The 13,887-nt window shown below is 64.9% G+C and carries 14 protein-coding genes; 7 read left to right on the forward strand and 7 right to left on the reverse strand.

From position 1 onward, the window contains the following. Positions 1–46: 46 nt before the first annotated feature. Positions 47–796 (forward strand): aminoglycoside phosphotransferase, encoded by a 750-nt coding sequence (locus ABZ004_RS16350; protein WP_355680668.1) that lies wholly within the window; start codon positions 47–49, stop codon positions 794–796. 415 nt (positions 797–1,211) lie between these two features. Then, positions 1,212–2,042, forward strand: a complete 831-nt coding sequence (locus ABZ004_RS16355; RefSeq protein ID WP_355680669.1) for an LLM class F420-dependent oxidoreductase — start codon at positions 1,212–1,214, stop codon at positions 2,040–2,042. On the opposite strand, the gene ABZ004_RS16360 is transcribed toward ABZ004_RS16355, so the two are convergent. Further along, entirely contained in the window at positions 2,039–2,479 is a 441-nt protein-coding gene (locus tag ABZ004_RS16360) for a cupin domain-containing protein (RefSeq protein ID WP_355680670.1), read from the reverse strand. The two genes, ABZ004_RS16355 and ABZ004_RS16360, sit on opposite strands and share 4 nt — an antisense overlap. 192 nt (positions 2,480–2,671) lie before the next feature. Between ABZ004_RS16360 and ABZ004_RS16365 the strand changes: the two genes are divergently transcribed. The 4 genes from ABZ004_RS16365 to ABZ004_RS16380 all read left to right on the forward strand — a co-directional run bounded on the left by ABZ004_RS16365 (position 2,672) and on the right by ABZ004_RS16380 (position 8,193). Further along, a complete protein-coding gene (locus tag ABZ004_RS16365) occupies positions 2,672–3,283 on the forward strand; it encodes a hypothetical protein (RefSeq protein WP_355680671.1) in 612 nt (203 codons plus the stop codon). Between the two features lie 177 nt (positions 3,284–3,460). Next, the gene (locus tag ABZ004_RS16370; protein WP_355680672.1) at positions 3,461–3,811 is read left to right on the forward strand and encodes a VOC family protein; all 351 of its coding nucleotides are present in this window, start codon (positions 3,461–3,463) and stop codon (positions 3,809–3,811) included. A gap of 192 nt (positions 3,812–4,003) precedes the next feature. Continuing rightward, positions 4,004–7,399 (forward strand): GH92 family glycosyl hydrolase, encoded by a 3,396-nt coding sequence (locus ABZ004_RS16375; RefSeq protein WP_355680673.1) that lies wholly within the window; start codon positions 4,004–4,006, stop codon positions 7,397–7,399. Positions 7,400–7,425: 26 nt separating this feature from the next. After that, entirely contained in the window at positions 7,426–8,193 is a 768-nt protein-coding gene (locus tag ABZ004_RS16380; protein WP_355680674.1) for a peptidylprolyl isomerase, read from the forward strand. 43 nt (positions 8,194–8,236) lie between these two features. On the opposite strand, the gene ABZ004_RS16385 is transcribed toward ABZ004_RS16380, so the two are convergent. From ABZ004_RS16385 to ABZ004_RS16400, 4 genes are all read right to left on the reverse strand, one after another. Then, positions 8,237–8,635: a hypothetical protein gene (locus tag ABZ004_RS16385; RefSeq protein ID WP_355680675.1), complete on the reverse strand. Its 399-nt coding sequence runs from the start codon at positions 8,633–8,635 to the stop codon at positions 8,237–8,239. A gap of 118 nt (positions 8,636–8,753) precedes the next feature. Then, the gene (locus ABZ004_RS16390; RefSeq protein ID WP_355680676.1) at positions 8,754–9,314 is read right to left on the reverse strand and encodes an Imm15 family immunity protein; all 561 of its coding nucleotides are present in this window, start codon (positions 9,312–9,314) and stop codon (positions 8,754–8,756) included. Next, positions 9,301–9,858: a hypothetical protein gene (locus ABZ004_RS16395; RefSeq protein ID WP_355680677.1), complete on the reverse strand. Its 558-nt coding sequence runs from the start codon at positions 9,856–9,858 to the stop codon at positions 9,301–9,303. The genes ABZ004_RS16390 and ABZ004_RS16395 overlap by 14 nt, the downstream gene beginning before the upstream one ends. Before the next feature lie 445 nt (positions 9,859–10,303). Next, complete coding sequence (locus tag ABZ004_RS16400) at positions 10,304–10,714, reverse strand: ester cyclase (protein ID WP_355680678.1); 411 nt, start codon at positions 10,712–10,714, stop codon at positions 10,304–10,306. Positions 10,715–10,931: 217 nt separating this feature from the next. On the opposite strand from ABZ004_RS16400, the gene ABZ004_RS16405 reads away from it, so the two are divergent. Next, complete coding sequence (locus ABZ004_RS16405) at positions 10,932–11,456, forward strand: hypothetical protein (RefSeq protein WP_355680679.1); 525 nt, start codon at positions 10,932–10,934, stop codon at positions 11,454–11,456. 35 nt (positions 11,457–11,491) lie between these two features. On the opposite strand, the gene ABZ004_RS16410 is transcribed toward ABZ004_RS16405, so the two are convergent. After that, positions 11,492–12,154 (reverse strand): NUDIX hydrolase, encoded by a 663-nt coding sequence (locus ABZ004_RS16410; protein WP_355680680.1) that lies wholly within the window; start codon positions 12,152–12,154, stop codon positions 11,492–11,494. Further along, the gene (locus tag ABZ004_RS16415) at positions 12,151–13,875 is read right to left on the reverse strand and encodes a CTP synthase (protein ID WP_355680681.1); all 1,725 of its coding nucleotides are present in this window, start codon (positions 13,873–13,875) and stop codon (positions 12,151–12,153) included. Before ABZ004_RS16415 ends, ABZ004_RS16410 begins: the two co-directional genes overlap by 4 nt. Positions 13,876–13,887 lie beyond the last annotated feature (12 nt).

The following is a 13,887-nucleotide window of genomic DNA, read 5'->3' on the forward strand; positions in this document are numbered from 1 at the left end:
ACCGCCCTTCCGGTACCCCATCCTGAAACGATCGGGAGGAACCGAGATGGCCGAAGAGGCAGAGATCGCGCTCCCCGGCGGCAACGTCGGCGGCGCGGTCCGGGTGGGCTCGACCGTACGGCGGCCGACCGGGCCCTGGACGCCGGCCGTGCACGGCTTGCTGGACCACCTGGCCGCCACCGGGCTGCCCGGGGTGCCGAGGGTGCACGGGTTCGACGATCGCGGCCGGGAGGTCCTCGACTACCTTCCGGGTACGGCGTACGGGCCGGAGGTTCCCGACGACGTGCTGGCCGACGCGATGCGGTGGCTACGGGAGTACCACCGGGTGGTGGCGTCGTACCGGCCGGCCGGTGAGCTCGTCTGGCGGGCCGGTCCCGCCGTGCTGGGTCCTGACCAGATCGTCTGCATGCACGACTTCGGCTATTACAACTGGATCGGAACCGAGGCCGGTTTCAGCGGGGTGATCGACTGGGACCTCGCAGGCCCCGGGACGGCCCTGGACGACATCGCCTTCACAGCCTGGAACACAGCCCCACTAGCCCTCCCCGGGGATCCGTCGTACCAGGCAGCCCGCCTACGCCTGATGGCAACCGCGTACGGCGACGTCTTCACGCCCCTCCAGATCCTGGAGGCAGCCCCGCTCCTCGCACTCCGCTCAGCCCACGTCATCCACACCGGCCAACTAGCCGGCGACCCCGGCATGCTCAACCTCGCCCACCACGGCGAACCCACCAACTCGCAAACCCGAGCAGCCGCCCTAACCCACCGCCTCCCCACCATCGCCCAACACCTCTAACCGCCCCCTCCCACCTCGCTCCCTCCACGCCCGGCACCACCGCCACCCCAGACCCTCCCTCACCCCCGACACCCCTCCCTTCCTTCACCCCCCGCACCACCGCCACCCCCAGGCCTTCCCTCACCACACCGGGAGACCGTTGCCACCTCCTCTCCCCTCTCTTTCCTTCCCTTCGTTCTGAGAGCGTTGCCAGATTTCGTCTGGCATCGTTGCCGGGGTGTGGGTGAGTTAGCGCACTTTTTCACCGGATTCGAATCATTGCCCCTGCAACGATCGTTGACTTCCCTGCGGGGGTGTCAGCGATGCTTGCCTTGTCGCCTTTCCTCCGCCCGGTGACCTGGGGCACGCGCGGAGGAATGACCGGCCCACCGCCCTGGGTTGCCATGAACGGAAGTTCTGACGAGAGGGGTAGGACGTGGCGGTCGATCTGGGACGCGTCGGGGTCTGGCACCAGACCCACAAATGGGGACCGGAGCTCGCGGTCGGGCTCGAGCAACTCGGCTACGGCACGCTCTGGCTGGGCGGTTCGCCGACGGCTGATCTGCGCGACGCCGAGGTACTGCTGGCCGCGACCGACTCGGTTGTCGTCGGCACCAGCATCGTGAACGCGTGGCAGTCCGACGCGTCCACGGTGGCGGAGTCGTTCCACCGGCTCGAAGAGGAGTTCCCCGGACGCTTCATGCTCGGCGTCGGGATCGGTCACCGGGAGCAGACGGGCGAGTACAAAGCGCCGTACGAGACTCTGGTCGACTATCTCGACACACTGGACGACGGCAAAGTGCCGATGGAACGCCGGATGCTCGCAGCACTCGGTCCCCGAGTGCTCAAGCTGTCAGCGGCCCGTACTGCGGGCGCGGTGCCCTACCTGACAACGCCGGAGCACACCAAGCAGGCACGCTCGACGCTCGGCAACAGTGTGCTGCTGGTGCCGGAGCAGAAGGTGGTTCTGGAGACTGACAAGGAGATCGCTCGTGCCGTCGCACGGGACTACCTGGCGACGTACTTCAAGCTGTCGAACTACACGGCGAACCTGAAGCGTCTCGGCTACACCGACGACGACATCGCCGACGGTGGCAGTGACGACCTGGTCGACGCGCTGGTCCTGCACGGCACGGCGGTAGAGATCGCCGACGGTCTGACGGCTCACCTCGAAGCGGGCGCCGACCAGGTCGCCGTACAGCAGATCGGCAAGGAAGGCCCCGAGCTCCTCCCAGGCTACGAGGCCCTCGCCACTGTGCTTCTCTAACGCAGCGTGAAGTCGTCGAAGTCGAAGCCAGGCGAGACGATGCAGGAAACCAGTACCGGCTGATCCCCAGCCGGCCTCGCCGCTTGCCAAGCACCCGCCGGTACGACGGCCTGCGGGTGCTGGCCGGCTTTCACATCGGGACCCAGCGTGATGGGGTCCGCCTCACCAGGATCGTCACCGGTGCCACCGAGGTCGAGCGTCAACGGTCCGCCCGAGTGCCACAACCAAATCTCCGCCGACCGCACCCGATGCCACCGAGACTCCTCCCCCGGCGCCAGCAGGAAGTAGATCGCTGTAGCGCTCGCCCGCGCCCCGCCGTACCCCTCCGGCTCGAACTCCACCCCGGACCGCCACGTCTCCCGGAACCACCCACCCTCAGGATGCCGCTCCAGCCCCAACACCTCAGCCAACTCCGGCCGCACCACGTCATCACCCATACCCCGAACGCTACCCACCACCCCCGAACCGCCACGCCACCAATACTGCACTCTCAGCGCGCCCCCGATCGCCCACTCACGCTCACCGCCTCGCCACGGAGCAGCTGACTGATGGTCTGGCGCTCCGCGCCCAAACTGCAGGTCCGTGCAAAGGAGTGGTGTGGGTGGGGCGAGTTGGGCAGAGTTTGGGGTATGAGTGATGCCGAGCTGCCGTCCGAGTACCACCGCAGGCTTCCGTACGGCGAGCGGATGTCGCCGGATCCCCTGGTGGGCGACGAGATCTTCCCGTTCGAAGGGGAGATCCAGGTCGTGCCGTTGGCCGAACCGGTGTTGCCTGAACCGCCTCGCCGCGGTGAGCCGGGCGGGGAGCCGTGCGGCGCCTGCGCGGATCCGTTGTGGAGCGCGATCTGGGCAGATGAGCAGTGGGTGGTCAAAGCGGGCTTCAAGGGTGGGCTGCAGATGGTTGCGATCCTGCAGCCGCGCGAGCACTACCGGCTCGACAACCTGCCGCCTGAGCTGACCGCGACGCTCGGCCCGATGATCCAGCGGGTCGCCGGCGCGATCGGCCGGATCGAGGGCGTCGGCCGGACGCACTTCAGCCGCTGGGGCGACGGCAGCGAGCACTTCCACGTCTGGTTCCTCGCCCGCCCGCTCGGCATGATGCAACTCCGTGGCGCGATGCTCGCCCTCTGGGACGACCTCCTCCCCAACATCCCCGAAGCCGAGTCCCACGCCAACGCCCGCACGGTCGCCACCGCCCTGGCCGAACTCTCCGGCAACCCCGTCGGTATCGCCGCCGACTGACCTCTTCCACCACCACCCAGCGCCCACCGCCCACCGCCCACCGCCGATTGCACCTCTCCACCGCCACCCGTCGCCAACCCCCTCCCCCGACCGAGGCGGAGGGGGGTCGCCTGACACCCTCCGCCACCACCCTCGGGAGCGTCGCCGACTGAGGTGGAGCGGGGTTATCGTCGGCTGGTGATCAACGGTGCGCATGTCATCATCTACAGCCGGGACGCGGAGGCGGACCGGGGCTTTCTGAAGGACGTGCTCGGCTATCCGCATGTCGACGCCGGCCACGGCTGGCTGATCTTCAAGCTGCCGCCGGCCGAGGTCGCCGTCCACCCCACCGAGGGTCCCGACGAGCACCAGCTGTTCCTGATGTGCGACGACCTCGAGCAGACGATCGCGGAGCTGACAGAGCGCGGCGTCGAGTTCACCAAACCGCCCGAGGAACACCGCTGGGGCATCCTCACCGCGATCCGCCTCCCCGGCGGCGGCGAACTAGGCCTCTACCAGCCCCACCACCCCCCGGCGTACAGCCTCTGACTTCCCCACCTTTGATCCCACCAGCACCTACCCGTCGCTCTCTGATGAGCAGTAGTTGCGGAACGTGCCGGAACTCTTGACTCGCGTTGGCCGCTCAGCTATCTATTGCTGACAACGATGTCACGCCGCCCGTGACCGCGTCGCCGTGCTTTGCGTGGCGACGTTGTCTCGACGTCGAAGGTGGGAAATCCCGTGAAGAACCGCAGCAGCCGCCGTGCGTCCGCCGTACTCGCCGGATCGGTGATCTCGGCCCTGGTCCTGGCCGCCACCGCGCAGGCCGGCCCCAGCCCGGCACCGCCCGACGCAGTACAAACCAAGAACCAGCCAACAACTGCGACGCCGCCAGATCCCGTACTACGGAACCTCAAAGCACCCGATGCGATCGGCCGGAGCACAATCACCGCCAGCTCCACCGACCCGACCGAGCAGGTCGACCCGCTGATCGGCACGTCCAACGCCGGCAACGTCTTCCCCGGCGCGGTCACCCCGTTCGGGATGTTCTCCTTCAGCCCCGAGACCAGCCGCGGCAACGCATACCGCACAGCTGCCCCCGGCGGCTACCTGTACTCCGCCACGAAGATCCGCGGCTTCAGCCTGACCCACATGTCGGGCACCGGCTGCGCAGGCGGCTCCGGCGACATCCCGATCTTCCCGTACGCCGGTGACGTCACCTCCTCGCCGCAATCCGACGCGAAGGACGACATCTACGCGAGCACGTTCTCGCACGCGAACGAGATCGCGAAGCCCGGGTACTACAAGGTCGGCCTCGACTCCGGCGCCTCCGCCGAACTCACCGCGACCACCCGGACCGGTGCCGCGAAGTTCACCTTCCCGCAGGACAAGCCGTCGACGGTGATGTTCCGCACGTCGAACTCCGAGGTCGGCTCCAGCGACGCCCAGATCTCCATCGACCCGGCGAAACGCACCATCACCGGTTCGGTGACGAGCGGAAACTTCTGCGGCTACCTCGCCTCGGTCGGCCAGCGCAGCTACTACACGTTGCACTTCGTCGCCGAGTTCGACCAGCCGTTCGCGAAGACGGGCACTTGGCAGGACACCACGGTCACTCCCGGATCGACCAGTGCGCACGGCGGTACGTCGTACGGGACTGATGGCTGGATGCCGGCCAACAAAGGTTCGGGCGGCTATGTCGGCTTCGACGCCAAGACGGTCACGATGCGCATCGGCATCTCGTACGTGAGCCAGGCCAATGCAGCGGCCAACTTGAAAGCCGAGAACCCTTCCGGCACGTCGCTGGAGAAGACTGCGTCGCGGGCGAAGCAGGCGTGGCGCGACCAGCTCAACAGCATCGAGATCGGCGGTGGTACTGCCGACCAGCGCACTACGTTCTACAGCGCGCTCTACCACGCACTGCTGCACCCGAATGTGTTCAGTGACGTCAACGGTCAGTACTGGGGCTTCGACCAGAAGCCACACCGCGTACAGCACGGGCAGACAGCGCAGTACGCGACCTTCTCGGGCTGGGACGTCTACAGATCACAGCTGCAACTACTGACCTTGCTTGAACCACGCAAGGCCGGTGACATCGCCCAGTCACTGCTGAACCAAGCCCAGCAGAACAACGGCATCTGGGACCGTTGGACGCACGCATCAGGCAGTACGGCGGTCATGACCGGCGACCCGTCTGCTCCAGCCGTTGCCGGGATCTACGCCTTCGGCGGTACGAACTTCGACGCCCGTACTGCACTCAAGTCGTTGGTCAAGGCAGCCACTGTGCCCACGGAGAAGGACCTCAGCTCTGCAGGCAAGCCAGTGATGTCGATCGGGCAGCGTCCGTCGCTCGACAAGTACCTGGCGCTGCACTACCTGCCTACCAAGTCCAATGCTTGGGGTGGCGCCGTCGAGACGCTGGAGGACACCACTGACGACTTCGCTCTCGCCCAGCTAGCTGCGCGAACTGGTGACAAGTCGACGTACGACAAGTTCCTCAAGCGGTCGCAGTACTGGCAGAACGTGTTCAACCCGGAGAACGGCGGCTACATCCAGAACCGCGATGACAACGGCGCCTGGCCAGCGTTCGAGCCTGCGACCGGTGACGGCTTCGCGGAGGGCAGCAGCGCGCAGTACACGTGGATGATCCCGCACAACCGCGCCGGGCTGTTCGATGCGATGGGCGGTACGGCGAAGGCTGCTGAGCGACTGGATGCGTTCTTCAAGGATGCCGATGGCAACTGGGCACTCACGCACTCGGGTGATCTGCATGCGGAGATGGACAACGAGCCGTCCATCAACACTCCCTGGATCTACAACTACGTCGGGCAGCCCTACAAGACGCAGGAGACGTTGCGGCAGGCAATGACTCAGCTCTGGAACACCACGACCGGAGGCATCCCTGGCAACGACGACCTGGGCGCTATGTCGTCCTGGTTCGTCTGGACCGCGCTGGGGTTGTACCCGGACGTTCCCAGCCGTGCGGATCTGCAGGTTGGTTCACCGCTGTTCCCGCGCGCGGTGATTCACCGCGACAAGGGCCGCACGATCCGGATCAATGCACCAGCCGCTCCCGCAACGTATGTGCAGAGTCTGAAGGTGGACGGACGTAGTACGGACAAGCCCTGGCTGCCGGAGTCCTTCGTGAACCACGGCGGCACCCTCGACTTCAAGCTCGGCACTACGGCCAACACTGCTTGGGGATCTGCAACAACCGCCGCACCGCCGTCCTGGCGGACAGGTGAGATCCCCTTCCAGACAGCCACCGACACGAGCCGCGTAGTCGTTGCACCCGGCACCACTAGCGACCCGGTCACGCTCAAGGCGCACCGGCTGAGCGGCACCGCCAGCATCGTGCAGTACTCCGTGACAACCCCCGCTGGTCTGACAGCGTCACCTGCAAGTGGTTCCTTCACAGTGGACCCGGCCACTGGCGTCGGTGGAGCTCCAGTACGCATCACTGCCGCTGCTGGTACTCCGGACGGCCGCTACCCGGTGACCGTGACCATGAAGGCAGCAGACGGTACTGCGCTTCCCCAGGTCGGGTTCACGGTCGTTGTCGGCCTACCGAACTCCTTCTCGGTACTACGCGAAGGTGTCGCCGTATCCGACGACGCGGGCGACCACAACGAGGCCGACTACGACGGTGGTGGCGTCAGCTACTCCCGTCAAGCGCTGTCCGCCGCTGGGCTCACCCCGGGCGGCACTGTCACCAAGGAGGGGCTGACGTTCACCTGGCCCGGCGTACCGGCTGGTGACCCGGACAACGTGCCTGCCGACGGTCAACTCCTCAACCTGGATTTCCCGGCCGGCGCCACCAAGCTGTCCTTCGTCGGCAGCGCGGTGAACGGCAACCAGCAGACACAGGCGCTTTTGAACTATGCCGACGGCACCACCACACCGATCGACCTGTCCTTCAGCGACTGGACGCTGGGAGGCGGCGGCGACGCCGTGCACTACGGCAACCTGATCGTCGCGACCACGCCGTACCGGAACGAAGCAGGCGGCGGCCGCGACAACGTCACCACTCACATCTTCGCCACCGCCCCGGTGGCCTTCCCGGAGGGCAAGACGCCGGTTAGCGTGACTCTGCCGAAGAACCGCGACCTACGGATCTTCACGCTGGCCACCGGCTGATCCCGACCGCCCTAGGAGACAGATCGATGAGAACCACCAGTGTCATCGCGGCTACCGCGCTGACCATCGCAGGACTGCTCACCACCACCGGCACCGCTCTGGCTGCGCCCAACCCGGCACCGGCAGAGTTGAGCCCGGTCGTACAGCTGGAACCAGCCACCGGTACGACGAACGGCCCGTGCCACTACACCGCGACGCCCGACGACCCGTCGCCGCGCCCGGTATCGCTACCGCCGGACCCGGTCAACACTCCGAACAAGGGCATCGTGAAGGTCCTCCTGGCCACCAACCAGGGACCGATGCTGCTCTCCCTGGACCGCACCAAGGCACCCTGCACGGTGCAGAGCTTCCTGCACCTGGCCCGCAGCCGCTTCTACGACTTCACCACCTGCCACCGCCTGACCTTGTACACCACCCTCAAGGTCCTCCAGTGCGGTGACCCGACAGCCACCGGCGAACGCGGCCCCGGCTACTCCTACAAGGACGAGCTCCCGACAGACCTCCCCAACTGGCCCACCGACCCGACCGGCGCCAGCAAGGTCTACGCCCGAGGCACCCTCGCCATGGCGAACGCCGGCCCCAACACCAACGGCAGCCAGTTCTTCCTCGTCTTCGCCGACTCCCGCCTACGCCCCAACTACACCGTCTTCGGCACCGTAGACCGCCTAGGCCTCAAAGCCCTAGACCGAGTAGCCGCCGCCGGCGTCCAACCCACCCCCGAAGACCCAGCCCCCGTAGACGGCACACCAGTACGCACCACCAAAATCCTCGTCGCCCGCCAACTCGGCTTCTGACAACAAACCGATGGTGCCCTCGGCTCTCGGAGGGCACCATCACCTAATTCCCAACAAGCCCCACAACAGCCGGCACCGACGCCTCTTCAAGATAGAAATGCCCCGCAAAATACTCGAGGTGCAGATGCTCGTCGTCGGCTCCCTCCACCGCAAGGCCGCGAAGATTCTCCGCGAGCAGCCGCAGGGCGTCCTGACCACCCTCGAGAGTCACGTCGCTCATCTCTTTCGAAACGCGAATCACGACTCCACCCCCTGCAAGCCGCCGAACCACGAGAAGCGGTATACACACGTCATACGGCAACGGATCCACACCATCGTCGGCCACCACCCGTCCATCGCCCGCCTCGACCAAGTCCGCAATCTCAAGGAGACCTTCGCGAGTAGCGGAGACATCAAGCTCATTGCTCCGCATCGAATACCGAATAGCCACCTCGGTCGTCACCACAACCGTCCCCAGCGCACCTCGTCGGCACGGTGATCCGACTGCCCGGCATGGGGTCCCGTTGCCCTTCTGACCGACAAAGATGGCGCCCTCGACTTCCCAGAGCGCCATCTTTCATTCAACCCCGCGCCGTTGCAGGAATATCTCCGGCACGAGCAATATACACACGCTCCGGGCAGCCTTGCATCCATTCTTCCATTGTACTCTCAACGACTTCGAAGCGTTCCAGGCCAACAGTTTGAATCACAAATTTAGCGGGGTTGGATCGAGGTGGATGGAATCTGAGCGCCTTCATATCTGGGTGAGCCAAGTCGCCAACCCAGAATCTGGGTGTGATGCTCTCGATTGTTCCATCATTGCATCTGGGAGCCCGATCGTCGTCTATCCACCAGCTCGTCATCGACACCAGCACGATCAGAGCGGGGTCGCTTTCCGGCAACGAGTCAAGATCCTCACCGATGGTGATCAAGTGACGGGCGGCAGCGAGGATCATCAATCGATTCTGGTCGACAATCGGCAGCGAACTCATGAAATCGAGCTCACTGAGGCGCGAGTACACGGGAACTTCATCAAAGGTCTCAACCTGGCGGAAACCCGTCGGATCCGACAACCCTTGCCGCTCGAGCATCCGTTGAAATTGGAGATCAAATTCCGGATCAGAAACATCATCCCAAGACACTGCGCCCCCATGCCGGGTCGGGGGAGCCGAGAATTTGCACCGATTGCGAGAGTGAACTATCAAATATAGCAACTAACCCACTAGGGTGATAGCTATATTCGCCGTCTTCGACCTCACCGAGGGCGACAGTGACGTCTCTTTCGCGATCCGTCTCGATACGAAATGCCCAGAGGACCGGCAAGGATCCAACTGCCGCTTCCGCAAAAGATACACCGATCCGAGAAATCCTGGAACCAATGAGACTGGCCCAACGTTCCATGCCGGAAACGCTCTTCAACTGAGCCACGTTTTTAGCCGGCGAATCGGCGACACGCGCGGAAAGTTTCAGATACTCAAGACCATTGTCGACACACCAAGCGATGTCGAGATCGCCTTGCGATGTCGAAAGCACAAGCCCATGGTCAATGTTGCTTACAAAGTATTCCGGATCCTCCACGTTCAGAAATGAATTCTCATCCATCCAGTACCGTACATCCTCTATCGCTGCACCAATCAAACCGAGAACGATAGACGACGGGAAGCCGATAACATCTTCGTGGCTCACGAGAATAATCCGAAGTACTCAAGGCCATTCGATGAATTGAAGACCGCCCTAACAAACTGCGGCTCATTTCCCCCGAAAGATGCCACGCGATTGCTGATCACTCGAGTGCCGCCTTTCATCGCGCTCTGCCTTATTTGTTGGAAGCCTGCACTTAGGTCGGTAAGAATATCATCCCGCAGGTTCTGCTTGGTGGAATCTGTCAGCCCCGGACCTTCGACGGTTCGCCCCGCCCCATGTCCTTTTGGTACATGCGTCTGGCCTGGTCGCGCCAGCCCCGCTGGCGCTTCCCCCGGCCTGGGACGCAAAGGACTTGAGCGTGTCGTGACTGCCGGCATAAAAGGTGGAGGTGCTGGGGCATGTTTGTTGCCTAGGTTTAGACCACTTAAGAAACGGAGCTCCTGCCGGCAGAAAATAGTTCGGGTGCGGCGAGGAGCGTAGTACTGGGTCAGGCTTCTAGTTGGCGGATTAGGGATAGGTCGTTGCGGACGGCCCAGTGTTCGGCTAGTTGGTTGTTCTCGACGCGGAAGAAGTGGACACCGTCCCAGCTGACCTCGCGGCCGGTGATCGGCTTGCCGGCCAGGAAGGGGAAGCCGTTGCCGATGTGCTTGCCGGTAGTGGTCAGCCAGATCATCACCCGGTCACCTTCGGTCATCACCGAGTGCACCTCGACGCGGAGGTCCCCGAAGCTCTCCGTACCCCAGTGCCGGACCATCCGCCAGATCTCCCGGCCGGTCCGGCCGCTCACGTGATCGACGAAGTCCGGCGGAAAGATCTCGTCGATGATCGAGTCGTCGGCGCCGGTCATCAGCTCCACATACCGCTGCATCAACGCCTTGCCTACATGCTCTTCCGCCACAACACTCCCCCGTCGAGTCCGCTAGAGGCCGACGATACAGATTCCGCCGATGGCCCGGCACTACATTGCCCCCGACAACGCCCCTTCGTGCAGCGATGCCCAGCTAGCAACGAGCGACAGCCGTCACGACCTCCAGATAGCTCGGAGGTCGGCGGATGGTGTGACCTGAAGGTGTCAGATCGGTCGCCGGTGCCTTGGGGGGATCTAGCTTGGCGGCATGGATTACTCCGTGCCGCCAAGCAACTTCACACCGTCTCGGCCTCGGCGCCGGCTTCGGCTCGTGCTCGCTGCTGGTCTGGCAGTGGTGTTGATCGCGGCCGGTGTCTGCGCGTGGGTGTGGGTCGTGCGGCCGCGTCAACTGGTGGAGGTTCAGGACAGCACCGGGCGGATCTCGGTGCGGGTACCGCGGGCCTGGACGAAGGAGGTCGACGGCCGGAAGCCGGACGACCGGGCTGCTGATCTGCTGATCGGCAAGTTCGAAGAGCCCCGCGTCAAGGTCAGCGTGTTCGATCTAAAGGGCACCTTCACTCCTGCGCGCAAGTGCGGCTCTGATCCAGTCAGCCAGGTCGTCACCGAACCCGATGCGGACCTCCACTACTGGGTGTACCACGACTGCCCCCAGGGCCGGACGACTCTCTATCTGCAGCGATTCGTCGAAGGCCACTACACCGCGATCATCGAGGTCCAAGCAGACAACGAAAAATCCGCCCGTCGACTGGCCACCTCTGTCAAAGTCACCTGAGCGCGGCCAGGAACGGGAAGCCGTTGCTGACGGAGCTAGCCAGTCGGTAGGTCCTTGGCGGGCCACGGGGAGTCGGCGGGGCGGAGGTTATCGAAGCCGGGGCCATTCAATGCAGCCCAGGCGGCGAGGGCGCCCATGACCAGGATGGGATTGTGGAGGTCGCCCGCGAGAGCTGCGCCGACGACGTCGACCAGTGGTGCCCAGACGGTCTCCATGTCTGCCTCTTCGTGCAGCCGATCGTAGGACTCGGAGGCCTCGGAGAGGTCGCGGGCCAGGAAGATGCGGACGGCCTCGTTGGTGAGACCCGGTGAGGTGAAGGCGTCGACCAGGACTCGCCAGTCGGCGGCTTTGGTGGCGGCTTCTTCCCAGAGTTCGCGTTCGGCGCCGATCCGATAGTCCTCGCCGGCGATGTCCAGCAGCCCCGCCGGCGGCTCGAGTAGCCGATAGCCCACCGGGTGCCGGTACTGGCGCACCAACAGCATCCGGTTGTCCGCATCCAGCGCGACGACCCCGACCGCACCTGGATGCACGACGACATCCCGTACGAAAGGCTCGCCACCGCCGGGCGGGACCACCTGGTCCCGCCGTACGGAGATCACCCGCCCAGTCGAATGCACCACCTCGGACGAAGAAACCGACCACGACTCACGAGCATCAGTCAGCCCGGCACCGAACCGCAGTACGGGGTGGTCCTTCATCGCGCCTTCACCGGTTCAGCCTTCTTCGACGAAGAGGCGGCAGCCTTCTTCAACGGCTCCCCCACCGGCAGCCGCGACTCGCGCTGGCGAACCAGGGCAGCCCCGATCAGCCCGGAGAACAACGGGTGTGGCTTGGTCGGCCGCGACCGCAGCTCCGGGTGCGCCTGGGTCGCCACGAAGTACGGGTGCAGCGCCTTGTCCAGCTCGATGAATTCGACCAGCTCGTTGTCCGGCGAAACCCCGCTGAACACCAGGCCGGCCGTCTCCAGCTTGTCCCGGTAGGCGTTGTTCACCTCGTAGCGGTGCCGGTGCCGCTCCTGCACCGACGGCGAACCGTAGAGACCGCGCACGATCGACCCGTCGGCCAGATTGGCCGGATACAACCCGAGCCGCATCGTCCCACCGAGATCACCACTGCCGGAGACGATGTGCTTCTGCTCCTCCATCGTCGCGACGACGGGCTCCGAAGCATCCACATCGAACTCGGACGAGTTCGCCTCCACCAGCCCGGCCAGATCCCGCGCGACCTCGATCACCATGCACTGCAACCCAAGACACAGCCCAAGGATCGGTACGCCGTTCTCCCGCGCGTACCGGATCGCGCCGATCTTCCCCTCGATCCCGCGCACCCCGAACCCACCCGGAATGCAGACCGCGTCCACATCCCCGAGCAACCGTGCCGCGGCCTCGGGAGTAGCGCACTCATCGGAAGCGATCCAGCGCAGATTCACCTTCGCGTCGTTGTCGAACCCACCAGCGCGCAACGCCTCGGCGACCGACAGATAGGCGTCCGGCAGGTCGATGTACTTGCCGACCAGCGCGACCGTCACCTCATCGGCCGGGTGGTGCACGACGCGCAGCAGCTCGTCCCAGCGCGTCCAGTCGACATCGCGGAACGGCAGGTTCAACCGTCGTACGACGAAAGCATCGAGCCCCTCGGCGTGCAGCACCTTGGGGATGTCGTAGATCGAAGGCGCGTCGACAGCGGCCACCACAGCCTCGATGTCGACGTCGCACATCAGCGAGATCTTCTTCTTCACGCTGTCCGGGATGTCCCGATCGGCGCGGCACACGATGGCGTCCGGCTGGATACCGATCGACCGCAGCGCGGCGACCGAGTGCTGGGTCGGCTTGGTCTTCAGCTCCCCCGCCGGGGCCATGTAGGGCACCAGCGAGATGTGCAGGAAGAACACGTTGTCGCGCCCGACGTCGTGCCGGACCTGACGGGCCGCCTCGAGGAACGGCAGCGACTCGATGTCACCGACCGTGCCGCCGATCTCGTGCAGCACCACGTCCACGTCCGGGCCGGCCATCGCCAGCATCCGTTCCTTGATCTCGTTGGTGATGTGCGGGATCACCTGGACGGTGTCGCCCAGGTACTCGCCGCGGCGCTCCTTCGCGATCACCGACGAGTAGACCTGGCCGGTGGTGACGTTGGCGACCTGGGAGAGATCCCGGTCGAGGAAGCGCTCGTAGTGCCCGATGTCCAGGTCGGTCTCGGCGCCGTCGTTGGTGACGAACACCTCGCCGTGCTGGAACGGGTTCATCGTGCCGGGATCCACATTGAGATACGGATCCAGCTTCTGCATGGTGACCCGGATGCCCCGCGCCGTCAGCAGACTGCCGAGGCTGGATGCCGTCAGCCCCTTGCCGAGACTGGATGCCACGCCACCGGTGACGAATACGTGCTTGGTCTGCTGCCCGAACGAAGCTCTGTCCACGGGCTTTAAGGC

The organism is Kribbella sp. NPDC006257 (assembly GCF_040613535.1).
Taxonomy (GTDB): Bacteria; Actinomycetota; Actinomycetes; order Propionibacteriales; family Kribbellaceae; genus Kribbella.

Coding starts and splice junctions, on each gene's coding strand:
- ABZ004_RS16350 (WP_355680668.1), top strand. CDS start 47: ATGGCCGAAGAGGCAGAGATCGCGCTCCCCGGCGGCAACGTCGGCGGC.
- ABZ004_RS16360 (WP_355680670.1), bottom strand. CDS start 2,479: ATGGGTGATGACGTGGTGCGGCCGGAGTTGGCTGAGGTGTTGGGGCTG.
- ABZ004_RS16365 (WP_355680671.1), top strand. CDS start 2,672: ATGAGTGATGCCGAGCTGCCGTCCGAGTACCACCGCAGGCTTCCGTAC.
- ABZ004_RS16380 (WP_355680674.1), top strand. CDS start 7,426: ATGAGAACCACCAGTGTCATCGCGGCTACCGCGCTGACCATCGCAGGA.
- ABZ004_RS16405 (WP_355680679.1), top strand. CDS start 10,932: ATGGATTACTCCGTGCCGCCAAGCAACTTCACACCGTCTCGGCCTCGG.
- ABZ004_RS16410 (WP_355680680.1), bottom strand. CDS start 12,154: ATGAAGGACCACCCCGTACTGCGGTTCGGTGCCGGGCTGACTGATGCT.